This is a genomic window from Sporosarcina aquimarina (assembly GCF_019748715.1).
Taxonomy (GTDB): domain Bacteria; phylum Bacillota; class Bacilli; order Bacillales_A; family Planococcaceae; genus Sporosarcina; species Sporosarcina newyorkensis.
The window spans coordinates 26,984-51,290 of the sequence record NZ_JACLBZ010000031.1 but is presented as its reverse complement, the minus strand read 5'-3'; the positions used below and the strand labels follow the sequence as shown (position 1 = coordinate 51,290).

Below are 24,307 nucleotides of genomic sequence, written 5' to 3'. Positions count from 1 at the left end.
ATTCATTACTATACTTAGCCATAATAAAACACCCCAAAAGTTAGATTTTGAACTCTAACTTTTGGGGTGCACGTCATGGAGACGCTTTTTTGTCGGTTTATAAATAGTAAAGTACCAAGGCTAGAAGCATTAATACAAAAGAGGGAAGTCCTGCCATGAAAAACCAAGCAGAACGAACTGACATGGCTTCGGATGGAACACGCATCGATTCAAGCGCCTCTCGCTGTCCTTTTCGTGCTAGAACCTTCTGCATGCTTTTCATGAAAAAGTCAAAGGATCCTGTACGGATAATAAAAACTATCCCACCTATTAACAACAATAATCCACTTACAAAAAATGAAACATTAATATAGCCTAGTAAAGACCACTGACCATAAATGAGCCATATAAAAATGAGTATTACAACTTGAGAAATAGAAAAAATAATAATATTTGATTTCATATAAATCCTTCTTTTCATAATAGAATTAATGACTACCATCTATCATACTAGAAGCAGGACTGGAAGTGTACAGACAACATGCAGTACTATTAAAATTAAGAAAATTTAGTTGATAGCGTTTACATCTATAAATTTTTCTTGTATAATGAATAAGCTAGTTCTTCAAACTATTTCAAAGGGGAGGTCAATGATTTGAAGAGTAAAAAGTGGCTTTTACTTATGGCGCTGACGTTAGTGCTCAGTATGTTCCTAGCTGCATGCGGCGGTTCGAAAGAAGAAGACAAGCCTGCGGCAGATAAGGACAAGGAGGATGATCAGGCAACTGAAAATCCAGCAGAAGAAGACGGAGAGCCGGATGCTGAACAAGTATTATACTTGGAGGAACGAAATGCGATTCCTTCTGTTGATTCTGCGATCGTTGAAGACCAAGTAGGCTTCAATGTGTTGAACAACGTCAATGAAGGTCTATACCGTTTGAACCAAGAAAACATTGCGGAACCGGCAATGGCTGCTGAAGAGGCGGAGGTAAGTGAAGATGGATTAACTTACACATTCAAGCTTCGCGATGCGAAATGGTCAGATGACACTCCTGTTACAGCAGAAGACTTCGTATTTGCATGGCAGCGTGCGATCGATCCTGCGACTGGTTCACCTTACGGACCATTCATGATGTCTGGCGTAATCAAAAATGCGACAGAAATCTCTGAAGAAAAGATGGAAGTGTCTGAGCTGGGGGTAAAAGCTATAGACGAAAAGACGTTTGAAGTAACACTTGAACGTCCGGTACCTTATTTCTTATCCCTTATGTCTTTTGGAACTTTTTATCCACAAAAAGAAGAATTCGTAACGTCTAAAGGCGATGCTTATGCAACAAATTCAGACGGTCTCCTATATAACGGTCCATTCATTTTAACTGATTGGGATGGAACGGGCGATAGCTGGACGTACAAGAAAAACGAACACTATTGGGATGCAGAAAACGTAAAGCTTGATGAAATTCATGTAAACGTTGTAAAAGATTCTGCTACTGCAGTTAAGCTTTATCAAGATAACAAGTTGGATTGGGCTAGAGTTACCGGTGATTTGGCTATGCAATACCGTGATGATAAAGAAGCGGTAATCGAACCTGAAACTTCTGTTTTCTACTTCAAGTTTAACCAAGAACGTGGTGGAGAAAAAACGCCACTTGCGAACGAAAATATCCGTAAAGCCATTGCGAAAGCTTTTGAAAAAAATGACATGGCGGATATAGTTATAGCTGATGGTTCAACACCTGCAAACTTCTTAGTACCTACTGATTTTGCATTTGATGAAAATGAGAAAGATTTCCGTGATTTGAGCGGAGACCACTTGGTATATAATGTGGAAGAAGCACAAGAACACTGGAAAAAAGGATTGGAAGAGCTAGGCGTGGATTCTCTTAAATTAGAAATCCTAGGTGGAGACACTGAGCTTTCTAAGAAAATGGATGAGTACTTCAAGTCTCAATTGGAAGGTAACCTAGAAGGTCTTTCGATTTCATTGAAAGAAGTTCCTTTCTCTGTACGTCTAGATTTGGATACGAACCAAGATTACGACATCCAAGTATCTGGATGGGGCCCTGATTTCCAAGACCCGATTTCGTTCCTAGATCTTTTTGTAACTGACGGACCAAACAACTTAATGTCTTATTCGAACTCTGAATACGATAAGTTGATTGAGGATACAAAAGGCGAATTGGCAGTGAAGCCGGCTGAACGTTATGAAGCGTTCGCAAAAGCTGAGAAAATCTTACTTGAAGATGACGCAGCCATTGCTCCAATTTACCAACGGAGTTTGGTTATTTTACAAAAGCCATACTATAAAGGTTTAGTAAGACATCCATTTGGAGCGGATTATAGCTATAAATGGGCTTATGTTTCAGGCAAGAAATAAGCTGTGTTAATTTCATAGGGGAGAGTATATGGGAGAATTTTTATACCATATACTCTCTTTTTAGTAAGGTCAAATAATTTCAAAATTTCTAAGGCACTTTTTATTGCGAATACACCGAATATTTTGTTGCCTATATTGTATCAAACCCTGGAGGTGTAACGTAAAGTGGTTAAATATATTGGAAAGCGCATTGTATATATGTTCATTACCCTGTTTTTGATTGCGACAGTCTCTTTTTTCCTGATGCAATCATTACCAGGTTCCCCGATTGCTTCGTATAGTAAGTTGAACGAAACACAAAGAGCAATAGTTGAAAAAAAATATGGGATCGATAAGCCGAAGCCTGTACAATACGCAATTTATATGAAAAATCTAGCGAAAGGTGATTTGGGAACTTCTTTTGCGTTTAAAGGAAAAAGTGTCAATGATTTATTGGCATCACGAATCAAACCTTCATTAATCTTGGGAGCGCAAGCGATGGTCTTTGGGACTCTCGTCGGAATCCTGTTAGGTATGCTTGCTGCATTGAAGCAAAATACATTTTGGGATTACGGAAGCACCTTTTTTGCGATACTCGGTATCTCCATTCCATCATTTGTTTTCGCGTCTTTGTTGCAGTATTGGATTGCTTCTCAATGGCATCTATTACCGGTCGGTCTGTGGAATGACGGTTGGAAATCAAGTGTCCTGCCATCGCTTGCACTCGCTATGGGGCCTCTTGCCCTATCCGCGCGTTTCATTCGGACTGAGATGATTGAAGTGTTAAGTTCGGACTATATTACATTGGCCAAAGCAAAAGGAGCAAATGGTTTCGAGATTGCATTTAAGCATGCATTCCGTAATGCGCTGATCCCTTTGATTACGGTTCTTGGACCATTGGCTGCAGGATTGGTTACCGGTTCGCTTGTCGTAGAACAAATTTTTGCAATTCCGGGAATCGGAGAACAATTTGTATCCTCCATCATGGTAAATGACCATGCCACAATCATGGGTACGACTTTGCTATTCTCAGCATTCCTCATCTTTATCATTTTTATCGTGGATATTTTATATGGTGTCATTGACCCTCGTATCCGCTTGTCTGGAGGTAAGGGATAATGCGCAATGAATTCGAACACGAACAACTGCCTCAAGAAGAATTTGAACGGATTACAATCGATAGTGATCAAGCAGAACGTATAGAAAAACCGAGTTTAAGCTTTTGGCAAGATGCCTGGCTACGTCTTCGGAAAAATAAAGCGGCGGTCGTCAGTGTAGTAGTGCTTTTACTGTTCCTCATTTTGGCGCTGATTGGCCCGCATTTGAATGGACATGCCGGGGATGCGCAAAACTTGCGGCACGCCAATTTACCTCCTAAGATTCCTGGTATTGAAAAAATGGGTATTTTCGATGGCGTCGGGAATTTAGCTGGAAAAAAGGTTGATTTGTATGAGATGAAGAAAGTCGATGAATATTATTGGTTTGGCACCGATGGACTTGGCCGTGATTTGTTTACACGTCTCTGGTTAGGTACTCAAGTATCCTTGTTCATCGCATTTGTTGCAGCAGCCATTGATATGGTGATTGGTGTAGCATATGGTGGGATCTCCGGATACTACGGCGGTCGGACGGATGATATTATGCAGCGGATTGTCGAGATATTGATTGGTATACCTACTCTAGTCGTTGTCATTTTAATGATTATGATTATGGATCCGGGGATTATGGCGATTATTATCGCGATTTCCATAACCGGATGGATTGGGATGTCACGTATTGTACGAGCTCAAACCTTGAAATATAAATCACAGGAATTCGTACTCGCATCACGAACACTAGGTTCAAAAGACGGTAAGATTATTACGAAGCACCTGTTACCGAATATGCTAGGGATCATCATCATCAATACAATGTTCACGATTCCGAATGCAATTTTCTTTGAAGCTTTCCTAAGTTTCATTGGGATCGGTCTTCAGGCGCCAGATGCTTCATTAGGTACGTTGATCAATGATGGCTATAAAGTGATGGAACACCAACCGTATATGTTATTATTCCCAGCACTTGTCATCAGTATTTTAATGATTGCCTTTAACTTGATTGGTGACGGATTGCGTGATGCACTAGATCCGAAGATGAAAGATTAAGAGGAGGAGAGCAAGTTGACTAAGATTCTACAAGTGAAAGACCTCGAGCTTTCCTTCCATACATTTGCAGGTGAAGTGAAAGCAATCCGGGGCGTGAATTTTGATTTGATTAAAGGGGAGACGCTTGCGATAGTGGGCGAGTCGGGATCGGGAAAATCTGTCACGACAAAGTCTATTATGCGTTTGCTACCTCAGTCGAGTGCTGAATATAAAAATGGGGAAATCTTGTTTGAAGGAAAAGATTTGACCAAGGTTTCAGAAAAAACGATGCAAAAGATTCGCGGGAAAGATATCTCGATGATTTTCCAAGACCCGATGACATCGTTGAATCCAACGATGACGATCGGAAAGCAAATCATGGAGCCTATATTGAAGCACCAGAAATTGAGTAAATCTAAAGCATTGGAGCAAACCATTAATTTATTGAACCTTGTTGGGATTCCGAATGCTGAAAGTCGCTATAAAATGTATCCACACCAATTTTCAGGAGGGCAGCGTCAGCGTATCGTCATTGCGATTGCGCTCGCCTGTAACCCGAAGATATTAATTGCCGATGAACCAACGACAGCTCTGGATGTTACGATTCAAGCGCAAATTCTAGAACTGATGAAAGAAATCCAGAAGAAAATCGATACATCCATCATTTTCATTACCCATGATTTAGGTGTTGTGGCGAACGTGGCAGATCGGGTGGCAGTCATGTACGGAGGAAAGATTGTGGAGATCGGAACCGTAGATGAAATATTCTATAATCCACAGCATCCATACACATGGGGATTGCTCAGTTCAATGCCATCCATGGATTTGGCGGATCAAAAGCTTTATGCCATTCCAGGTACCCCTCCAGATTTATTAAATCCTCCAAAAGGGGATGCTTTCGCGTTGCGTAGCGAGTATGCAATGAAGATTGACATGGAACGCCAGCCGCCATTTTTTAAAGTGAGTGACACGCATTACGCGGCAACATGGCTTTTACATCCGCAAGCACCTGAAGTGGAACCGCCAGCTGTCATTATCGAGCGGATGAAAACTTTCCCGGGTAGCCGATACTATGTCGAACAGACAGGGGGGAACGCATAATGGCGGAGCATTTAATTGAAGTGAAAAATTTAAAGCAATATTTCAATGTGGGCAAGTCATCCGAAGTCCGGGCGATCGATGATATTAGTTTCTCTATCAAACGCGGGGAAACTTTCGGGCTGGTAGGAGAGTCAGGCTGTGGTAAATCGACAACAGGCCGTACGATGATACGGTTGTACGATGCAACTGCAGGTCAAGTGCTTTATGATGGCCTGGATGTTCATGCGCCAAAAAGTCAGTCTGAAAACCAAACATTAAACCGAAAAATGCAGATGATTTTCCAAGATCCGTACGCATCATTGAATCCACGGATGAAAGTATTGGATATCATTGCAGAAGGTTTGGATATACACGGTTTAGTGAAAACAAAAAAAGAACGTAAAGAACGAGTTATCGAACTTCTGGAAACGGTCGGATTGAATAGGGAACACGCCGAACGCTATCCCCATGAATTCTCGGGGGGGCAACGGCAACGGATCGGGATTGCACGTGCACTGGCAGTGGATCCGGAATTCATCATTGCCGATGAGCCCATCTCTGCTCTAGATGTGTCCATTCAAGCGCAAGTAGTCAACTTGCTGAAGGAACTTCAGGAAGAAAAAGGCTTGACGTATTTGTTTATTGCCCATGATTTGTCGATGGTTAAATACATTTCAGATCGGATTGGCGTCATGTATTTCGGTAAGTTAGTGGAAATGGCACCAGCAGATGAATTGTATCGCAATCCGATGCACGCTTATACGAAATCATTACTGTCTGCGATTCCTCTTCCTGACCCAATCTATGAGCGTTCTCGTGTACGCCATCCTTATAATCCGAAAGATCATCAGTATGGCCCGGATGAAAAGGTAGAATTCCGCGAAATTGCTCCTGAACATTTTGTGTTGTGTTCGGAGAAGGAATTTAAGGAAATGCAAGCTGCACGAATGTGAATAATGATTAGCAAGTCCTCTAGCGAAACATCGCTAGAGGACTTTTTTTATTAAGTGAGGTGTAGGATACGCATGAGCGCACCAAAGTCAAGTCGAAGCGAACCAAAGCCGCGTCTGAGCGCACCAAAGTCATGTTAAAGCGAACCAAAGCTGCGTCTGAACGCACCAAAGTCATGTCGAAGCGAACCAAAGCCGCGTCGGCCCGCACCAAACCATCGTTAGACCGAACGAAACCCAATCCCAATCCCCTCCAATGAAAAACGGAGCGGCAGATGGTATTTGATCTGCCGCTCCATTTTATTTATAAACCTAATTTTTGTTTTACTTCTTTAATTTGATCAATATGACGCAATTCGTGATAGCCGATGAACGGAATCCATTGTTTTAGATTCATCTCACCGAATACAGGGTGAGGGTAGGATTTTTCCTCTAATTGCGCATCAGATGTACTCTCAGCAAATTCCCGTAAGGTCGAGTGAGTTGCGTTGAGTTTGGCTTTTAATTCTTCCAGTGTTGCGGATTCTTCTGTAGCAGTTGCAAATTCTGGAGCTTGTACTTTCGTCGATCGATTGACTGTCAGCTCAATCGGTTTGTCGGCTACGTCCTTTTGCTCGCCTGAGGTAAGCTGTGCTTGTATAGTTTTGATGACGCCGCTTTCCATAAGATAAAGATGTTCAAGCACTTGTTTTATGGACCACTCGTTATCTGAAGGTTTTCGATTAATGTCTTCATCTGTTAAATGGCCGACTTGCGTCCATAATTCCTCGCGTGCTTGGTCATTGATCTTCATATACTTCACTCCTTTTTTTTATGGTACCATTTCATAGAGGGCAATGCTTCTTAGGGCTCTCAAGGAGAGGTGGAATTCAAATGAAACTTAACCAACCGAAAGTGTCGGAACAATTAACTCCGGCAACGTTTCAAGATGTATGGCTAGAAGAGGATCCTTACCTTCAAAATTGCGTCGTACTTGATTCGAGGTTTGATGGAGAGATGGTGGAACGAGCTCAATTAACAAATATGCTCGTTAAAAACTCAAGTTTTCAACATGCGTCCCTACCGGATTTATTCATTACCGATGTCCGATTTGAGAACTGTGACTTTTCTAATGCGGATTTAAGAGGGGTTAGTATACACCGTGCCAGTTTCCACAATTGCAAGATGCTTGGCGTAAACTTTGCGGATGCTCGCTTTACTGACGTTTTATTCGAGCAATGTATCGGCAATCTCTCGGCGTTCGTCCATGCGAAGTGGGAACGCGTGCTTTTTGAACAGTGCCAGCTTAAAGATGCGGATTTTTTCGACTGCAAACTGAAGCAAACGAAGTTTTCAATGTGTAATCTTGACAGTGCAAGTTTTGATGAAACCTCTTTAAAAGGAGTGGAACTGAGAAGCTCAGAATTCGAAAGTATGACCGTGTCGATGAAAGACTTGGAAGGATGCATCGTTTCTGTCCGGCAAGCCGTACAGTTTGCAGCGATGATGGGGTTGGATATTCGAGATGAATAAAGATAAAGCAGACCTGAGTTGAAAGGTCTGCTTTATTTTTAAATTAGTTAGTTTGTAAAACGTTCAATCAGCTCACGAGTCAAGGTGAACCGGGGTTCTGAGCTGTCACCATCTACATCCTCCACACCTATCACTACGGAAATGACACGCTTTCCATTAAACACACCAGTGCCTGCAAAACAAGAACCAGCAGCGTCGGTATAACCCGTCTTCAAACCATCTATTCCTGCCATTTGAAGTGGCATACCAGACAGCAGTAAGTTCGTGTTCCACATTTTTACATTTTGTTTTGAGGTAAAGCTTTGCATCTTGGTAAACTCTAATATTTCCGGATGTTTCTTAATCAATTTTTGCGCTAGCAATGCCACATCATAAGCAGACGCTAAATTGGTTTCGTCTTCACTGCGGCCTAAATAGCTGCCGTCTAGTCCAGATGAATTATAAAAAGACGTGTTTTTTAGTTTCAAGGCGTTAGCTTGCTTATTCATAATAGATACAAATTGATCTTCTGTTCCGCCCACCAGCTCGGCTAATGCGATGGCGGCATCGTTCGCTGAAATGACACTCATCGCTGTGAATAGCTCACGGACAGTATAGGTCTGATCAGCCGTCATACCGATTTTAGATGCACTCGTTAATGCATTCATATTCAGTACAGATGCGCTCGGTTGATATACAGTATCCCAAGACAGTGCACCACTTTTTATTGAATTTAAGACAATGTATTGCGTCATAAGCTTCGTCATGCTGGCAATAGGTAAAGGTTCGGAACTATTATTCTTATATAAGACCTTATCTGTCTCTGCGTCCAGCAAAATCATTGCTTTAGCGGACACACTCCAATTTTCCTGCACTAGTTGATGGTCGTCCCATTTCGAAAAGGTGAAATAAATTCCACCTATTAAAATGAAGACCAACAGTAATTTTTTCACATGGCCCCCCCGTCCTATTCAGTAAAGTAACTGACTTCAATTATGCATGATCAACCTGAAGAAAAGGTAAAGGTTTTTATGAAGAATTTATGAAGATGATTATAACGATAGTAAAAGGGCTAGGTTCTTTTCCACCTCATGACGGTCAGGAATAGAAAGGAGAATACGAATGCCGTTCCCAGTAAATAAAGTACACTGAATAAGAGTGAACTAGAACTTCCATTTATTTCGAAAAAAACGCCCATATTCAATTGAAAGTCTTCTATGACTGCGATCGGTGCGTTTGAGAAGGCTTCCTGAAGCGGCCGGTCCATTAGCAATTGACGAAATAAGGCCGCTGAATGGGAAGTAGGAAAAAATTTTATGATGGTTTGCAAGTAAGCGGGCAAATTTCCAATAGGTATATAAATTCCAGCCAGAAATCCAAGTAATGTCCCGATTACCGTACTTGCAGCGGCAAACGCATTGGATGTTGTAAAGAAAGAAACTAGAAGTAAAATCATAGAACCGCTCGCCAATACGGATAATAGGCTGACCCCGATGATTTTTAGAAGCTGAGTGAAAGCTAATAATTCTCCACCTGAGAAAAATAGAAAAACATTTGCTATAAAGAGTACGACCAAACACATAAGGAAACCAATGAAGATGGAACTCATGACATAGCCGGCAAATAGAGAGGACCGTTTGATCGGAGAAGCGTAAAAGTCTAAGTAAGTGTGTGTCGAGCGATCCTCCACCATAACACCAAACGCGCCTAGCGTCGTGGTCACTGAAGTTACTGCTAAAATTCCGGCCAGAATCCATGATGTGAGAAGCCAACTTTTAGCCGGGAAATCGGGCAAACCTTCTGCCATTAAATCGCCAAGAAAGAATACATACAGAGCAATCAGGATGAAAACGGCAAGCAGTGAAAAAAACAATGCAGCCTTATCGCGGAAATAAACTAGTAAGTTACGTCTAGCAAATGCCAGCATCAGACGACCCATCCTTTCCGTTATGAATTTGGATGAATACATCGTCTAGACTAGATTTCATTACTTCAAAGGAAGTAATGTCATCTTGGTACTTTGCTAAAAGTGGAATTGCATCGGTCGTTCTTTGCAAGTTCAGAATGTATGAGGCATTTTCTTCACGAAATTCCAGTTGATCTGCCTGTAGTTGATTGCGAAACTGCGAATGGTTTGCAGCTGTGATAACCAGTCTATCAGCAGAATAGTCAGTTTTCAGTTGATTTGGCGTTCCTCTCGCGATAATCCTTCCTTCTTTCATTACAACAACAAAATCAGAATTAGCGGCTTCTTCAATATAATGAGTCGTTAAAAAAACTGTCATTCCTGTATCGCGTTGCAGTTGTAAGATCGTATTCCAAATCTGTTTTCGATTCTGGGGGTCCAGACCGGTAGTAGGTTCATCGAGCAATAAGATCTTTGGCTGATGGAGAAGGGCTCTGGCAATATCCACTCTTCTTTTTTGTCCGCCAGATAATTTACCGTACCGGCGTTCCAAAATAGCAGTTATATCAACAATCTCCGCTACTCTCCCAATAGCTGCTCCTCTTTCGTATTTTGACATTCTGTAAAATCGAGCTCGAAGGTCTAAATTCTCTCGCACTGTCAGAAGTGGATCCAATAAACTGTCTTGAAAAACAACACCAATCTCTTTGCGTATTGATTCATCATCTTTCCCAACTGTTAAGCCATTTACTTTCACATCTCCTGTATCATGTTGCAAGAGTGTTAAAATTATTGAAATGGTAGTGGATTTACCTGCACCGTTTGTTCCTAAAAATGAAAAGAGACTTCCTTTCTCTACATAGAAACTAATATCTTGGACAGCATGGACAGAACCATAAGATTTTTGTAACCCGTTAACTTCTATAATTTTAAGCATTTGCATCACTCCTCGTATTCGAAATCACTTTATTGATCTCTCGCTCTGCTCCCTTATTATTCATATAAATCATGGTGTTGACGAAGGCATATGCTAATAGACCGCATACGATAACCGTTACAATATAGAACGAGTGAAAAGGGTACACCTTAAATGCAGCTCCTGCTATAAGTAGAACGACTATGACACAGCCTAGTTCAATTAAATGAATAAGCCAGGGCTGCTCTACCGGTAATTGATGGGATAAGAAAATTAACAAGGTGATCATGGTGGAGATTATAAATAGATAGGCGGTCATCCTTTCAGTTAATGGCGGGAAAATATTGAACATCCGAAATAGGTAATAAAATATAGAGCTAAAAGTAAATGCAAAGCAGGTAGCACTAATATAGATAATTGTACGATTCAAGTTATTCACCTCACCCTAGAAAATGTTTTCGAAATGATTTTACATAATGACGATTGACAATCACTTTTTCACCGTTCGATAAGGAGGCCTCAAACCGTCCATTTATGAGAGCTTTCACGTTTTCAATCTTGGAAGTATTCACGATAAAGTTTTTGCTGATTCTTAAGAAACGGGTATTTACTAGCTGTTCCTCGAACTCATATAATTTTTTGTCACTTTCAAAGACCTCACGGTCGGTGTATAGGAAAGTCGTATCATTTACTGACTCAATATAAAGCAGTTCATCTGAAATTATTGGGTACGTATTGCCATCCTTTTTGCCATGAATCGAGAACATCATTTGATTAATCTGTTGAATCAAGCGGGAAAGACGCTCATCAACTTCGGGGCAATTAATCATAATTTCAACATCTCTAAATTCGTGTGATTCATTTATTTTTAGCCGTATGGTTACCACCTCATCGTTATCATCTTGGATGAATCGTACCATTTCATTAGAGACGGAACAATGCAATATAGGTGTCTTGCATGAAACGACAGGTGACTTGCATTTTGGATTGGTGTCCGACTCTTCAAAAAAATCCATATTGACTTTCTTTTTATGCAAACGTACCATTAGAACCATACAAGTTACATAGGAGCCTTCACAATCCTGCCGTGAGTTCAATACAGATGAATGGAGAGATATAATATGTTTATGCTTAAAGTGACGGATCAAATTTCATTGAAATTGCTAGGGCAACGAGATGCGAATGAGCTATATGATCTCGTGGACGATTCCAGAGGGAACTTACGTCAATGGCTGCCGTGGGTAGATTCCATGATAGAACCTGAACAGTACGGCCCAATTATTTCAGCATGGCTGGAACAATTTGCTGCGGAGGATGGCTTTCAGGCTGGCATTCTCTTTAACGGAAATCTGGCTGGGATGGCAGGGTTTCATTCGGTGAGCCAAGCTAATAAACAGACGAGTATCGGCTATTGGCTGGCAGAACCTTATCAAGGGAACGGCATCATGACAGAGGTCGTCAGGTCGTTGCTGGACTATGCATTTGACGAGTACGAATTGCACCGCGTGGAAATCAGATGCGGTACGGGAAATGAAAAGAGTAGGGCAATCCCCGAACGTCTTGGATTTATTGAAGAAGGAGTTCTTCGTGATGCTGAATTTCTCTATGATCATTATCATGATATAATTGTCTATAGTATGCTTAATGAAGATTGGAAGAAGAGTAGAGAGTAAGCGTAATGAAAGGATGAAGAATATGAAATTCGAATTTCAGCAAATTGTCCAATGGATTTTGCTAGTTGCTTTTCTCATCCTGCTCATTTCATTTGCAGTAATATCTTTAGACAGCTATACATTCGACGCTTACTTCATGAGGTCAATGCCCATCGCTGTCCTTACGGGATGTACGGCGATTGGACTGGGTCTTGCAGTGAGCTGGAAGAATCGTTAGAGTTGCCTTGAAAATACGCGGTGTCCTTTGAAATCGGACTCCGCTTTTTTTGTTTTGATAATAATGTGTACTTTTACAATCTCTCGTCAGTCAAGGTGTGCAAACTGAGTAGAGGGATAATTGGGAATGCACTTCTCTTCTTCTTGTAAGTTTCCTCACGGCTTGCTATGATGAAGAAATATCAACTTAGACTGATTGCGGGTGAGAGAACATGAAGAAGGAATCCATTACATTAATACTGTTGTTGTCCAATTTGCTAATTGCTTTTTTAGGGATTGGTCTCGTAATACCTGTTATGCCGACATTGATGAATGAACTGCATATATCGGGTACAGTGGTCGGATACATGGTCGCCATTTTTGCGATGGCACAGTTGCTCGTGTCGCCTTTTTCAGGAAGATGGGTTGATACAGTCGGAAGAAAAAAGATGATTGTCATCGGCTTGGTCATTTTTAGTGCATCTGAATTTTTATTTGGGATCGGACAAACTTTGCCGGTATTATTCATATCACGGATTTTAGGTGGAGTGAGTGCCGCGTTTATTATGCCGGCAGTTACAGCCTTCATCGCGGATATCACGACGATGGAAACACGGTCAAAGGCGTTAGGTTTTATGTCTGCTGCCATCTCTACAGGTTTTATCATCGGACCTGGAATAGGTGGTTTTTTGGCAGGATTCGGTACTCGGGTTCCTTTCTTTTTCGCAGGAGGTCTTGCATTGTTCGCGGCTGTATTTTCATTGATCATGCTGCGTGAGCCTGCTCGTTATCAAGAAGCTGTGGCGGAAGATGAAAGCAAGCCAGGATTGAAGCGGATATTTGCGCGCCAGTACTTTATCGTGTTTGTAATTATCTTTATTTTGTCATTTGGACTGGCTTCATTTGAATCGATTTTCAGTTTGTTTGTCGATCATAAATTTGGTTTTACACCAACAGATATAGCGATTATTATTACGGGCAGTGGTATCGTAGGGGCACTTGCACAAGTATTGCTGTTCGATAAGCTTTCCAGGATGATAGGGGAAAAACGGCTGATTTTCTTCTGTCTTGTTTTTTCGGCATTGCTCGTGTTTTTAGCTACATTCGTTAGGGGTTATTTTATGGTGTTGCTTGTGACGATTATCATTTTTGTAGGATTTGATTTGATTCGTCCGGCTGCAACCTCGTATTTATCAAAAATTGCCGGGAATGAGCAAGGCTTTGTCGGTGGGATGAATTCGATGTTTACCAGCATCGGTAATGTATTTGGACCTATTATTGGTGGTGCATTATTTGATGTTAATGTCGATTATCCTTTTTACTTTGGCGCATTTGTATTGTTCCTCGGTGTTGTACTGAATTATCTATGGATCAAGCGAACGCCTGCTTTTAAGGCGAATGTATGACGATGTGTTGGGGGAGATTGCATTGACGATTATTGGATTTGTACGTCATGGACAGACAGCTTGGAATAAGGAAGGCCGTGTTCAGGGGAGCTCGAATATTCCGTTGAATGATGAAGGTGTCCAGGCCGCTGAAAAATTGGCGACTCGACTTGAAGGAGAACACTGGGATGTTATTGTCACGAGTCCTATGAATCGTGCAAAACATACAGCAGAGATTCTCGCTGCTCGTATGCCGAATGTGAAAGTGGTGGAAGATGACCGTGTGCGAGAAAGAAGCAGTGGTCTAATCGAAGGTACGACAGAACAAGAACGTGTGCAGAAATGGGGTCCCGATTGGCGTGAACTGAATATGCAGTTCGAAACTGCGGATAGTGTAGTTGCTAGAGGTATGGAGTTTGTAGAAGAGCAGATTCATATGAACCCGGATAAACGAATTCTCGTTGTAAGTCACGGAAGTTTTATTAAACGGATGATTGTCACTTTGCTTGAGGATGACCGATATGCGGTAACGATCGACAATACGTCACTGACTATCATTGATGTTGAAGGGAAAAGTTGTTCGCTGTTGAATTGTACAGCACACTTGGCAGGAGGAACAAATGGAGATTCAGTATGAGTTAACAGAAGAAGATGTCGTTGCTTTTAATTTATATCATGTTAAGAATTCTAAAGTGGGAAAAAATTCATTGCAGTGGCAACGCTACATATCGCCTTTGATTTTTCTACTCTTCGCCTATTTTTTATCCGTATTTACAGATATGGCACGGGGACCGCTATTTGCTACATTTACGGTAACGGCTATTGCCTGGGTGATCGTATATCCGAAGTATTTTTACTTTCACATCACAAGGCAAGTTCGGAAAATGTTGAAAGAGGGGAAGAATGAGGGCCTTGTCGGTAAGCATTTTATGAAGATGAATAAATCAGGAATGACGGATACTACATCTACAGGTGAAACGAATGTCCAGTGGGCAGGTGTTAAGACAGGTGTTAAGAGCATCATAGAAGATGCGAATTACTTTTATATTTACACGAGTACGGTCAGCGCGTACATATTACCCAAACGAGATTTGTATTCAGCGGATGCTGTGAAATCTTACGTAGAGAAACGGCTTGTTATCTAGCAATAGAGCCGAGTTGCGGAAACTAATAGGGGCGTCTTGTTCGTTGCATTCGTATGCGATGAACAGGACGCCTTTATAATTGAAAAGATTATATCCAGCGCATTATTTAGTAGGTTTCATTTCTCTTAAGCCAATTTTCATTGCAGCAATCGCACTTGTTACATTCAAGACGACCGCAATACCTAAAAATAGCCACTTTACCTTTTCAGGAAGATCGAGAATGATCGCTAAAATTAGAAATGTAAAGCCAACTGCGAGCATGATCAAATAGGTCAACAATTTTTTAGACAAGACTAATCCGCCTTTCTTATTTTCTACCTTTATTGTAGCACGAAACTCGCTGTCATTTTATGTGAGATTTTTAGGAGAGCTTGTCGAACAAATCCCCAAAAATCGGAAACAATTATGTCGGGACATAACTGATATAAGGTTTGATTCCGGCCGATAGGGGAATAATACATTCAAAATAGGAATGGGAGTGCAGATAATGACGAAAAGTTATGCGGATCAACCCGGTAATCAAGATGAAAACAATAAAAAACCATCTGAAGTGGCAAATGATGCAGCAAAAGAAGCTGAAAAACAAGTTGAGGAAATAAAGAAAGAGGCAAGAGAGCAAGTAAAGGCAGACCGAGATAAAGAATAAAGACAACAAGCGATTATTTCCCCGGAAATAATCGCTTGTTTTACATATTTCATACGGTAACTGTCATTTTAGCAAATGATGCAACATACGGTCTTTATCATCAAAGAACTGCTTCATGATTCGATAATGGCTAGTTTCTTCAAGAGTCGTTTCCTGAGCACCTTCATCAGTGAATTCTACAATTTTTGCATCGGGGTAGGATAACAGGATAGGTGAGTGTGTGGCGATGATGAATTGGGAGCCTTCTCCGACCAAGTCATGAATTCGACTTAGCATGGAAAGTTGTCGCAACGGTGAAAGTGCAGCTTCCGGCTCGTCCAATAAGTAAATACCATTTCCTCTGAAGCGATGAATGAATGTAGACCAAAAAGATTCGCCGTGAGATTGTTCATGCAAAGATACGCCTCCGTAGCCATCTATAATCCGAGGGCTGTTTCCTGGTGCGTTATCCAATTCTTCAATCGTTGTTGCGAGGTTATAAAACGTTTCGGCACGCAGAAAAAAACCATCAGTTGGACGGATTACGCCTTTAATCAATGTTATATATTCCTCTAATACAGAATGTGAATCATAGGTGGAAAAGTTGAAGTTTAAAGATCCGCCTTCAGGATTAAACCCTGCAGCTACAGCCGCTGCTTCTAGTAACGTTGATTTTCCCATGCCATTCTCTCCGACAAAAAATGTCACGTTCCGATGAAAATCCAGTTCATCCAGCGTCCGAATACTTGGTAAATCAAAAGGATATGAGTTAAACGAGGGAACGATGTCCCGTTTTAACCGCATCGCTTTCATAAATTGTGTATTCAGCATAAATTCACTCCCTATTCTAAAATTTATAATCAGTTGGCAAGCAACTTCAAAGCATATCTACCAGCAAATTGTTAGACTAATTGTAGCATGGCGAAGGGAGAGAGTCTAAATGGCAAAAGATATCCATTCATTAGCAGGTAAAACAGCAATCGTTACAGGAGCGAGTGGAGGGATTGGTGCTGCAATCGCCAAAGAGTTGGCAAAAGAAGGAGCGAATGTAGTATTAGCTGCACGTCGCGAGGAGCAATTGAAAGCTGTGGCGAAAGAGATAAATAGTACGAATCAAGGTCAGGCACTGGCCGTTCCGACAGACATCGCGAATGAATCAGAGGTAAAGGAACTGGCAAAGCGTGCGAACGAAGCATTTGGTTCCATAGATATTTATGTCAATAATGCTGGTCAGATGCTATCTGCTACCGTACGTAACAGAGAAGTAGAGCAATGGGAGCGTATGATTGATGTCAATATTAAGGGTGTGCTGTATGGAATTGACTCTGTTTTGCCAGGCATGGTAGAGCGGTCAAGTGGCCATATTATCAATATTGCATCCGTTTCGGGCTTTGAAGCGACGAAGAAAAGTACTGTATATAGTGCTACGAAATTTGCAGTGAGAGCAATTTCAACAGGGCTTGAAAAAGAACTTGCACGGACAGGAGTACGTGTGACGAATATTTCCCCGGGCATGGTCGATACCCGTCTAAGCTCTAGTATGACGGATAGAAAAAAATTAGAAGCAGAAGATATTGCCAAAGCAGTCGTTTATGCAGTGAAACAACCTGAGTACGTCAATGTGAATGAAATTACTGTTCGGCCTGTATAAGAAAGGAGACAAGTGCAAGTGAATAATAAAATTGTGTTTTTTGATTTAGATGGAACTTTGATGAGTCATGATAAAACGATTTTAGACTCAACAAAGTTAGCGTTGAAAGCTTTGCAGAATAAAGGGATACACACGGTCATTTGTACGGGGAGAGCGCCGTTGATGTTCGAATGGCTGCTAGATGAGCTTTCATTTGATTCATATGTATCGATGAATGGGCAGCATGTTGTGTTTGGTGGAAAAGAAATCTTTTCTAACCCGATGAAGCGCGAAGATATGCAGAAGTTAACGGAGCTTGCCAATGAAAAAGGACATGGACTGACATACTCTACATTTGATAATTTTGTCACGAATGCGTCTGAACATCCACTGATCACTGCAGGTACGACTCGATTAAAAATCCCGTACCCTCCAGTAGATAAGGAAATTTGTTCGCATTCCGACATCAACCAAGTTCAGATCTATTGCGAGCCTGAAGAAACTGAGCAGTATATGCAACTATTTAATGATTATTCTTTTGTTCGATGGGATGAATGCTCGGTGGATATGCTCCCAAATGGTGCGTCTAAAGCGATCGGGATTCAAAAAATGCTGGAACATTTGAATATTCCAATCGAGAACAGCTACGCATTTGGCGATGGACTGAATGATATGCAAATGATCGAGACAGTCGGCACAGGCATTGCGATGGAGAATGCGATTCCAGAGCTTAAAGAAGTGGCAGACCACGTGACAGCATCTTGTTCGGAAGACGGAATTTTGAAGGGATTACTTGAAGTCGGTCTGTTAGAAGAAAAAGACGTTCCGTTGTTACAGGGAATTCAGAAATAAGATAAAGCTCCGATACGAACAACTGTAGATGCAAGTAGATTCACAAATCAACCTTGACAATTTTGTGAACATTAGGTATATTTATTTGATACACAAATATAAAAATGTTTATGAATGTATTCTAATTTAGATTTAATAGGTTGGCGTATTTCAAGGGGAGGCTTCATTTGGAATGAAACGTGAAAAGCAGTGCCGGGAATCAAGAGTCGTTCGAACGAGCAGAATCTTTCCCAATGATGTCAACAATCATAATACATTGTTCGGTGGTCGTTTAATGAGTGATATTGATCAAATCGCATCGATTTCAGCAGCTCGGCATAGTAGGGCCGACTGCGTAACGGCCTCCATGGATTCCGTGGATTTTCTGCATCCGATTCGTCCTTCAGATTCCGTTTGTTTTGAATCCTATGTGACGTGGACAGGGAAATCGTCGATGGAGATTTTTGTGAAGGTCATCGCAGAAGACTTGGCAAGTGGTGATTGTAAAATAGCTGCTACCTCTCTATTAACCTTCGTTGCATTGGATGAGGATAAAAAACCATTGGCCGTTCCACAAGTCATCCCAGAGACAGAAGAGGAAAAATACTTGCATGAGACAGCGCCGCAAAGAGCTGAAATTCGTAAAATGAGAAAGCAACAAAGTAAAGACTTAGCAACTGTTTTGACGAATAACTACCCTTGGCATGATCCTGTACAAGTAAAAGTATAACGAAGCTCAGTCAACAATAAATGTTGACTGAGCTTTTTAGTGAGGACGTATAAAATGCTGCACAGCTGTCCACACTATTATCAGATAGGATGTTCTCTAATCAATTTCAGTAGAGGATACCTATCTTTTTTTGTTATAAATGACGTTGAACGAAATGCAATTCACTCCACGATGTTAAGTGTAAACTCCAGATCGGCTTTCAAATGCTCTTCCATTAAACTGCTCGCTAATTCAGGTTTGCGCTGCTCAATTGCATCGCAAATTTTCATATGCTCTTCAAGTAATAATGGGCGTTCATGCACTACTACAGTTTTGCTAAATAGGTAAATAATCGATTGCATTTTATCGACCGTTTCAATCATAATCGGATTTCTGCATTCCTGAACAATCAGATCGTGGAATTCTTTATTAGCTTTCACCGTGCCTTCTGTATTGCTCCTTTGTGCCAAATGGATGCTTGACCGCAATTGAACAATGCGTTTTTCAGACATATACGTGGCAGCCATTTTTGCAGCATGACTTTCAATTAATGTACGCATCTGGAACATATGACGCAAGTCTTTTTCGCTTGGCTTGATCACTTTTTTTCGCTTAATTAAACCTTCCTGTTCTAAACGACGGATCGCTTCTCGAATGGGTGTCCGGCTCACTCCGATTTCTTCAGCCAGTTGGACTTCTACTAATTTCATCCCGCCAGGAAAAGCTCCATTTATAATCTTTTCCCGGATTGTTTCATATGCGATTAGTTGCGCGCTACGTGAAGTGATTTCCATTGTACTTCTCCTCCGTTCGTTACTAAACAGTATACAAGAGAATCTATCAAATTAGGTAACTGTATTCATTGAGTTAAATAATGTATACAAGTCAGAAAACTTATTGTATAATGAAATCGCTAATTGTCAAATAAAGAGGAGGCAACATAAGATGAAGATTGGTTTTATTGGGCTTGGTATCATGGGGCGTCCTATGGTCTTTAATATTATAAAAGCAGGATTTGAAGTGAAGGCATTTGATTTGAATGAAGATGCCAGAAAAGTTGTAGCAAATGCGGGGGCCATGGAAGCGGTTTCACCTGAGATGGCAGCTGAAGGAAGCGATATTGTCATCACAATGCTGCCGAATGCTTTTATCGTCCAAAACGTTTTATTCGGTGAAAATGGAATTGTAAATCATCTTAAGCCTGGATCGATCGTAATCGATATGAGTTCTGTATCGCCGGCAGATTCGATCTTTTGTGCAGAGGAATTAAAAAAAGTGAATGTCCGGTTTATGGACGCACCAGTGAGTGGCGGAGAGCCGAAAGCAATTGATGGAACCTTGTCCATCATGATAGGTGGCGAAGAGCAAGCTTTAAATGAAGCCCTTCCCGTACTCCAAGCTATGGCAGCAGATGTTACGCATGTAGGAGGTCACGGCAGTGGATCGACTACCAAACTTGCCAATCAAATTTTGGTTAATGTCACGATTGCTGCGATGTCTGAGGCAGTAGTTCTGGCATCGAAATCCGGAGTGGATATCGAAAAAATGTACCAAGCCATCCGAGGCGGATTGGCAGGAAGTACTGTTTTAGACGCGAAAATCCCTTTAGTCTTGGAGCGGAACTTCGTAGCAGGCGGGCGTATCGACATTAATATGAAAGATCTGACGAATGTTGTTCAGGCAGGACATGATATTGGTGTACCAATGCCACTGTCTACGGATGTCTTGGAAATGTTCCATGCATTGAAAATAGATGGCAAAGCTGCAGACGATCATGTGGGTTTGATTCAATACTATGAGAAATTAGCGAATTTTGAAGTGCCAAAGGGAGGTAAATAAAGTGCAACAGCGTATTAAACACCTTCCTGTGTACGGACTGGAGTTGGAAACTCTTTGGAAAACAGAACGTCCAACGTTTCAGCAGAAAATTATTGTGCTAGATGATGATCCGACTGGTGTACAAACGGTTCATGGCATTCCGGTATATACCGACTGGTCTGCCGAAACTATCCGTTCCATGTTTGAGGAATCACGTCAGCTAGTATTCCTTTTGACCAATTCCCGAGCATTCTCTGTGGATGAAACGACGAGAGTTCATACGCAAATTGCGGAAAGAATAGCCATCGCTGCGAAAGAAACAGGACAAGACTTTATAATCATCAGTAGGGGTGATTCCACATTGCGTGGGCACTACCCTCTTGAAACCGAAGTTTTGAGAAATGTGATTGAAAAGCAAGGTGCGTATAAAGTCGATGGGGAAATCGTTATACCGTTTTTCAAAGAAGGCGGCAGAGAAACGATAGATGATGTGCATTATGTAAAGCAAAACGGGAACTATATACCGGCAGGAGAAACAGAATTTGCAAAGGACCGGATGTTTGGATTTACAAAGAGCGATCTGAAGGAATATATTGCGGAGAAAACAGAGAATCAATTCCCTACTGACTCGGTATTGTCGATTTCACTTGACGAGCTGCGCGCACTTGATTTTGGTTCGATTGAGTCTAAATTGCATCGTCTGGAAAGTTTCCAAAAGATGATTGTCAATGCGGTATCGGAAGAGGATTTAAAAGTGTTTACGATAGCGTTGATGCGTGTTATCCAGCAAGGAAAACATTTTCTATTCCGTACGGCAGCTTCCTTTACAAAAGTCATCGGTGATATTTCTTCAAAACCATATTTGACCAAAGTGGACTTGATTCAAAAAAATTCAGCAACGGGCGGTTTGATTGTAGTCGGTTCGCATGTGCGGAAAACGACAGATCAACTAAACGCTTTGAAAGCTTTGGATTCGATTGAGTTTATCGAATTTGATTGTCACCTCGTCGTGGATAAAGAACAATTTGAAAAAGAAATTGTACAGATTCAGGAGAGGATCAATGAGAAAATTGGAGAAGGCACGACGGTTTGTGTGTATACATCTCGTAGTCGAATCGATTTAGGTGAAGGGCGGCAGGAAGAGGAGTTGGCTTTATCTGTGAAGATTTCCTCCGCAGTCACACAGTTTGTCGCACACTGCAATCCACAGCCAGCATTTGTCATTGCAAAGGGCGGCATTACGTCAAGTGATGTGGGAACAAAGGGGCTAGCCGTGAAAAAAGCAGAAGTGGCTGGACAAATCGCGCCCGGTATTCCTGTATGGAAAACAGGGGAAGAGAGTCGTTTTCCAAGCATTCCGTATGTCATCTTCCCTGGCAACGTCGGTGAAGTCGATACACTGCGCACAGTTGTAGAGAAATTAGTGAATAAGGATTGAGGTGATGACATGGTAGAAGGTAATATGCTCATTGTCATTTTTCTGCTGTCATTGGCAGCATTATTCTTTATGATATTAAAAATGAATATTGAGCCGTTCGTAACGTTGATTGTTGTAGCCTTTGTTACAGCACTTGTACTTGGATTTCCGTTGGCAGATATTCCGGGCCTCATTACGACGGGTTTTGGTAACACGCTAACTGGAGTCGGAATTTTAATCGGTCTTGGGGTAATTTTTGGCCAGTTCTTAGGTGTATCAGGTGCAATTGAAAAAATTGCGGAAGCTGTGCTGCGAGTATTTGGGATCAAGCGGTCAGCAGCCGGGCTTTCTTTAACAGGAATTGCCGTTTCGATTCCTGTCTTCTTCGATGCAGCTTTCGTCATTTTGAGTGGACTGGTGAAAAGTTTATCCAGACGTACAGGAATTTCGATTGTGACATTCGTAACTTCCCTCGGTGTCGGATTGATCGTTTCGCACAGTATGATTGCGCCAACACCTGGACCGCTCGTTGTGGCGGAAAATACGGGCGCAGACTTAGGATTGTTTATTCTTTATGGAATCATTTGCGCAATCCCAGCAGCGATGATCGGCGGCTATTTTTACGGTTCATTTATTGGCAAACGAATTAAGACCATGCCGGAAGAACTTGAGGATGATATTGCCGTTCCTGATAAAGTTGAAGGTCGTAAAGAAATCTCTACAGGTTTATCGTTCTTTATGCTTGGCTTGCCGATTATACTGATACTCCTGAATACAGTCACGGATTTATGGTTGCAAGAAGGGACTGCATCACAAATTCTAGGTTTCATTGGCGACAAAAACGTTGCATTGTTAATCAGTGTGATTGTCGGATTGATCGTGCTGAAACCGTATATACATGTGCCCTATAAAACATTGTATGATGAAGCAATCAATTCTGCAGGAATGATCATCCTTGTCACGGGAGCTGGTGGCGCTTTCGGTGCAGTAATTAATCAAAGCGGCATAGGAGATTATTTGATTGAGACGATGCAAGGTTGGAGTATTCCGGTTCTCATCCTGGCATTCATCTTTTCACAAATTTTACGTGCTTCGCTCGGATCAGCAACTGTCGCGCTCGTCACGACTTCATCCATTCTCGGACCGATGGCCGGAGAACTCGGCGTCTCTCCAATTTTGCTTGGACTTGCAATTTGTGCGGGAGCGATCGGCTTGTCCTTGCCGAATGATTCTGGCTTTTGGGTCGTCAATAAATTTGGTCGTTTGACGATTCCTCAAACAATTCAAGCATGGTCGATTGGTGGATTTATCGCAGGTCTTTCCGCACTTGGCATGGTATATTTATTAAATTTACTAAGCGGGATTTTACCTGGATTATAATGCAAAACCGCAAGTTGCTCATAGATGGGTGGCTTGCGGTTTTCGTCACTCAATGAGACGACGCGCTCATACGACTTCGATTTGCGCTTATAACTTCGCCATCGCGGCTCATAAACACATCTTCTTGTGTAGAAAAAATTTCCGCCTTCCAAATTAACAGAGAAAAAACTGCATTACTCATCGCAGTTGATTTTCATATAGCAGAAATGTTTAACTATTCTTTTTACTGGGAATAGTTATGTGTGGTTTGTTAAAAGCTTCATTAATAAATCATATAGATCTACGAAAGGGATTGATAGAGTTGAAAAAAACAGGTCGATTTGCAGCAGCGTTACTAATGGCGGGTGTTTTAGCTATTGGTGCTAACCCTTCTATAAATACTGCGCAGGCAGCATCTACCAGTCAGACTATAGGTTCAACTTCCTTAGGAAGTAAGTGGCAAAGCGGGGAAGTTGGATTCGAAGCGGGCTGCGCGTTATCCGAGTGGCTTGGTTGGTTTGAATGTCATCCTTCACAAGTGTCTTGGAAGTAATATCGTTTAAAAGGGTATAAATTATTGAAAGATACTATACTATGTTTAAATTTACGAGACATTTTTAAGGAACGATTTAAAGATCGACTAATAAAACAAGTGATGAGACCAATTGGTGCTCATCACTTTTTTTTTATTTTTCTGTTAAGAAGATGCAACTAATAGA

The 24,307-nt window shown here is 41.4% G+C and carries 28 protein-coding genes; 19 read left to right on the top strand and 9 right to left on the bottom strand.

Going from position 1 to position 24,307, the window contains the following annotated elements:
• Positions 1 to 97: 97 nt before the first annotated feature.
• Entirely contained in the window at positions 98 to 442 is a 345-nt protein-coding gene (locus tag H7J92_RS14530; protein WP_176132609.1) for a DUF3899 domain-containing protein, read from the bottom strand.
• A gap of 192 nt (positions 443 to 634) precedes the next feature.
• Here H7J92_RS14530 and H7J92_RS14525 point away from each other — a divergent pair, with 192 nt between their 5' ends.
• The 5 genes from H7J92_RS14525 (at position 635) to H7J92_RS14505 (ending at position 6,491) form a co-directional block, all read left to right on the top strand.
• Positions 635 to 2,356, top strand: coding sequence for a peptide ABC transporter substrate-binding protein (locus H7J92_RS14525; RefSeq protein WP_078818587.1), 1,722 nt, complete (start codon positions 635 to 637; stop codon positions 2,354 to 2,356).
• A gap of 165 nt (positions 2,357 to 2,521) precedes the next feature.
• A complete protein-coding gene (opp3b, locus tag H7J92_RS14520; protein ID WP_009498722.1) occupies positions 2,522 to 3,454 on the top strand; it encodes an oligopeptide ABC transporter permease in 933 nt (310 codons plus the stop codon).
• Positions 3,454 to 4,479, top strand: coding sequence for an oligopeptide ABC transporter permease (gene opp3C / locus H7J92_RS14515; protein WP_009498721.1), 1,026 nt, complete (start codon positions 3,454 to 3,456; stop codon positions 4,477 to 4,479). The genes opp3b and opp3C overlap by 1 nt, the downstream gene beginning before the upstream one ends.
• Positions 4,480 to 4,494: 15 nt before the next feature.
• A complete protein-coding gene (locus H7J92_RS14510) occupies positions 4,495 to 5,559 on the top strand; it encodes an ABC transporter ATP-binding protein (protein WP_009498720.1) in 1,065 nt (354 codons plus the stop codon).
• Complete coding sequence (locus H7J92_RS14505; RefSeq protein WP_009498719.1) at positions 5,559 to 6,491, top strand: ABC transporter ATP-binding protein; 933 nt, start codon at positions 5,559 to 5,561, stop codon at positions 6,489 to 6,491. Before H7J92_RS14510 ends, H7J92_RS14505 begins: the two co-directional genes overlap by 1 nt.
• Positions 6,492 to 6,792: 301 nt before the next feature.
• Here H7J92_RS14505 and H7J92_RS14500 read toward each other — a convergent pair whose 3' ends face one another.
• A complete protein-coding gene (locus H7J92_RS14500; protein ID WP_221837615.1) occupies positions 6,793 to 7,281 on the bottom strand; it encodes a DinB family protein in 489 nt (162 codons plus the stop codon).
• 80 nt (positions 7,282 to 7,361) lie between these two features.
• On the opposite strand from H7J92_RS14500, the gene H7J92_RS14495 reads away from it, so the two are divergent.
• Positions 7,362 to 8,000: a pentapeptide repeat-containing protein gene (locus tag H7J92_RS14495; protein WP_246603014.1), complete on the top strand. Its 639-nt coding sequence runs from the start codon at positions 7,362 to 7,364 to the stop codon at positions 7,998 to 8,000.
• A 47-nt stretch (positions 8,001 to 8,047) separates the two neighbouring features.
• Here the strand turns inward: H7J92_RS14495 and H7J92_RS14490 are convergent, their stop codons facing one another.
• From H7J92_RS14490 to H7J92_RS14475, 4 genes are all read right to left on the bottom strand, one after another.
• Entirely contained in the window at positions 8,048 to 8,932 is an 885-nt protein-coding gene (locus tag H7J92_RS14490; protein ID WP_221837611.1) for a D-alanyl-D-alanine carboxypeptidase family protein, read from the bottom strand.
• A 119-nt stretch (positions 8,933 to 9,051) separates the two neighbouring features.
• Positions 9,052 to 9,906 carry an ABC transporter permease gene (locus H7J92_RS14485; RefSeq protein WP_221837609.1) on the bottom strand — a complete coding sequence of 285 codons (855 nt, stop codon included), beginning with the start codon at positions 9,904 to 9,906 and terminating at the stop codon, positions 9,052 to 9,054.
• Positions 9,890 to 10,828 carry an ABC transporter ATP-binding protein gene (locus H7J92_RS14480; RefSeq protein WP_009498714.1) on the bottom strand — a complete coding sequence of 313 codons (939 nt, stop codon included), beginning with the start codon at positions 10,826 to 10,828 and terminating at the stop codon, positions 9,890 to 9,892. Before H7J92_RS14480 ends, H7J92_RS14485 begins: the two co-directional genes overlap by 17 nt.
• A 413-nt stretch (positions 10,829 to 11,241) precedes the next feature.
• On the bottom strand, positions 11,242 to 11,817 hold the full coding sequence (locus H7J92_RS14475; protein WP_221837607.1) for a LytTR family DNA-binding domain-containing protein: 576 nt from the start codon (positions 11,815 to 11,817) through the stop codon (positions 11,242 to 11,244).
• A gap of 105 nt (positions 11,818 to 11,922) precedes the next feature.
• Here H7J92_RS14475 and H7J92_RS14470 point away from each other — a divergent pair, with 105 nt between their 5' ends.
• The 5 genes from H7J92_RS14470 (at position 11,923) to H7J92_RS14450 (ending at position 15,199) form a co-directional block, all read left to right on the top strand.
• Positions 11,923 to 12,474, top strand: coding sequence for a GNAT family N-acetyltransferase (locus H7J92_RS14470; protein WP_221837604.1), 552 nt, complete (start codon positions 11,923 to 11,925; stop codon positions 12,472 to 12,474).
• A gap of 22 nt (positions 12,475 to 12,496) precedes the next feature.
• Positions 12,497 to 12,691, top strand: coding sequence for a hypothetical protein (locus tag H7J92_RS14465; RefSeq protein ID WP_040759855.1), 195 nt, complete (start codon positions 12,497 to 12,499; stop codon positions 12,689 to 12,691).
• A 211-nt stretch (positions 12,692 to 12,902) separates the two neighbouring features.
• Positions 12,903 to 14,075, top strand: coding sequence for an MFS transporter (locus H7J92_RS14460; protein WP_009498709.1), 1,173 nt, complete (start codon positions 12,903 to 12,905; stop codon positions 14,073 to 14,075).
• A gap of 22 nt (positions 14,076 to 14,097) precedes the next feature.
• A complete protein-coding gene (locus H7J92_RS14455) occupies positions 14,098 to 14,691 on the top strand; it encodes a histidine phosphatase family protein (RefSeq protein ID WP_221837602.1) in 594 nt (197 codons plus the stop codon).
• Positions 14,675 to 15,199, top strand: coding sequence for a YcxB family protein (locus H7J92_RS14450; protein ID WP_221837599.1), 525 nt, complete (start codon positions 14,675 to 14,677; stop codon positions 15,197 to 15,199). The genes H7J92_RS14455 and H7J92_RS14450 overlap by 17 nt, the downstream gene beginning before the upstream one ends.
• 102 nt (positions 15,200 to 15,301) lie before the next feature.
• Here the strand turns inward: H7J92_RS14450 and H7J92_RS14445 are convergent, their stop codons facing one another.
• Positions 15,302 to 15,490 (bottom strand): hypothetical protein, encoded by a 189-nt coding sequence (locus tag H7J92_RS14445; protein ID WP_040759854.1) that lies wholly within the window; start codon positions 15,488 to 15,490, stop codon positions 15,302 to 15,304.
• 196 nt (positions 15,491 to 15,686) lie between these two features.
• Between H7J92_RS14445 and H7J92_RS14440 the strand changes: the two genes are divergently transcribed.
• Positions 15,687 to 15,845: a hypothetical protein gene (locus H7J92_RS14440; RefSeq protein WP_171805946.1), complete on the top strand. Its 159-nt coding sequence runs from the start codon at positions 15,687 to 15,689 to the stop codon at positions 15,843 to 15,845.
• Positions 15,846 to 15,908: 63 nt separating this feature from the next.
• Here the strand turns inward: H7J92_RS14440 and H7J92_RS14435 are convergent, their stop codons facing one another.
• Positions 15,909 to 16,655 carry an AAA family ATPase gene (locus H7J92_RS14435; RefSeq protein ID WP_009498704.1) on the bottom strand — a complete coding sequence of 249 codons (747 nt, stop codon included), beginning with the start codon at positions 16,653 to 16,655 and terminating at the stop codon, positions 15,909 to 15,911.
• A 121-nt stretch (positions 16,656 to 16,776) separates the two neighbouring features.
• On the opposite strand from H7J92_RS14435, the gene H7J92_RS14430 reads away from it, so the two are divergent.
• The 3 genes from H7J92_RS14430 (at position 16,777) to H7J92_RS14420 (ending at position 19,015) form a co-directional block, all read left to right on the top strand.
• Positions 16,777 to 17,475, top strand: a complete 699-nt coding sequence (locus tag H7J92_RS14430) for an SDR family oxidoreductase (RefSeq protein ID WP_425516864.1) — start codon at positions 16,777 to 16,779, stop codon at positions 17,473 to 17,475.
• An 18-nt stretch (positions 17,476 to 17,493) separates the two neighbouring features.
• The gene (locus H7J92_RS14425; RefSeq protein WP_221837593.1) at positions 17,494 to 18,306 is read left to right on the top strand and encodes a Cof-type HAD-IIB family hydrolase; all 813 of its coding nucleotides are present in this window, start codon (positions 17,494 to 17,496) and stop codon (positions 18,304 to 18,306) included.
• 172 nt (positions 18,307 to 18,478) lie between these two features.
• Entirely contained in the window at positions 18,479 to 19,015 is a 537-nt protein-coding gene (locus H7J92_RS14420) for an acyl-CoA thioesterase (protein WP_009498701.1), read from the top strand.
• 161 nt (positions 19,016 to 19,176) lie between these two features.
• Here H7J92_RS14420 and H7J92_RS14415 read toward each other — a convergent pair whose 3' ends face one another.
• A complete protein-coding gene (locus tag H7J92_RS14415) occupies positions 19,177 to 19,788 on the bottom strand; it encodes a GntR family transcriptional regulator (RefSeq protein ID WP_078818576.1) in 612 nt (203 codons plus the stop codon).
• Between the two features lie 151 nt (positions 19,789 to 19,939).
• Between H7J92_RS14415 and garR the strand changes: the two genes are divergently transcribed.
• From garR to H7J92_RS14395, 4 genes are all read left to right on the top strand, one after another.
• A complete protein-coding gene (gene garR, locus H7J92_RS14410) occupies positions 19,940 to 20,833 on the top strand; it encodes a 2-hydroxy-3-oxopropionate reductase (RefSeq protein ID WP_221837590.1) in 894 nt (297 codons plus the stop codon).
• A 1-nt stretch (position 20,834) separates the two neighbouring features.
• On the top strand, positions 20,835 to 22,250 hold the full coding sequence (locus H7J92_RS14405; RefSeq protein WP_343228093.1) for a four-carbon acid sugar kinase family protein: 1,416 nt from the start codon (positions 20,835 to 20,837) through the stop codon (positions 22,248 to 22,250).
• Positions 22,251 to 22,259: 9 nt separating this feature from the next.
• The gene (locus H7J92_RS14400; RefSeq protein ID WP_221837584.1) at positions 22,260 to 23,609 is read left to right on the top strand and encodes a GntP family permease; all 1,350 of its coding nucleotides are present in this window, start codon (positions 22,260 to 22,262) and stop codon (positions 23,607 to 23,609) included.
• Between the two features lie 301 nt (positions 23,610 to 23,910).
• A complete protein-coding gene (locus tag H7J92_RS14395) occupies positions 23,911 to 24,141 on the top strand; it encodes a hypothetical protein (protein WP_221837580.1) in 231 nt (76 codons plus the stop codon).
• Positions 24,142 to 24,307: the final 166 nt, after the last annotated feature.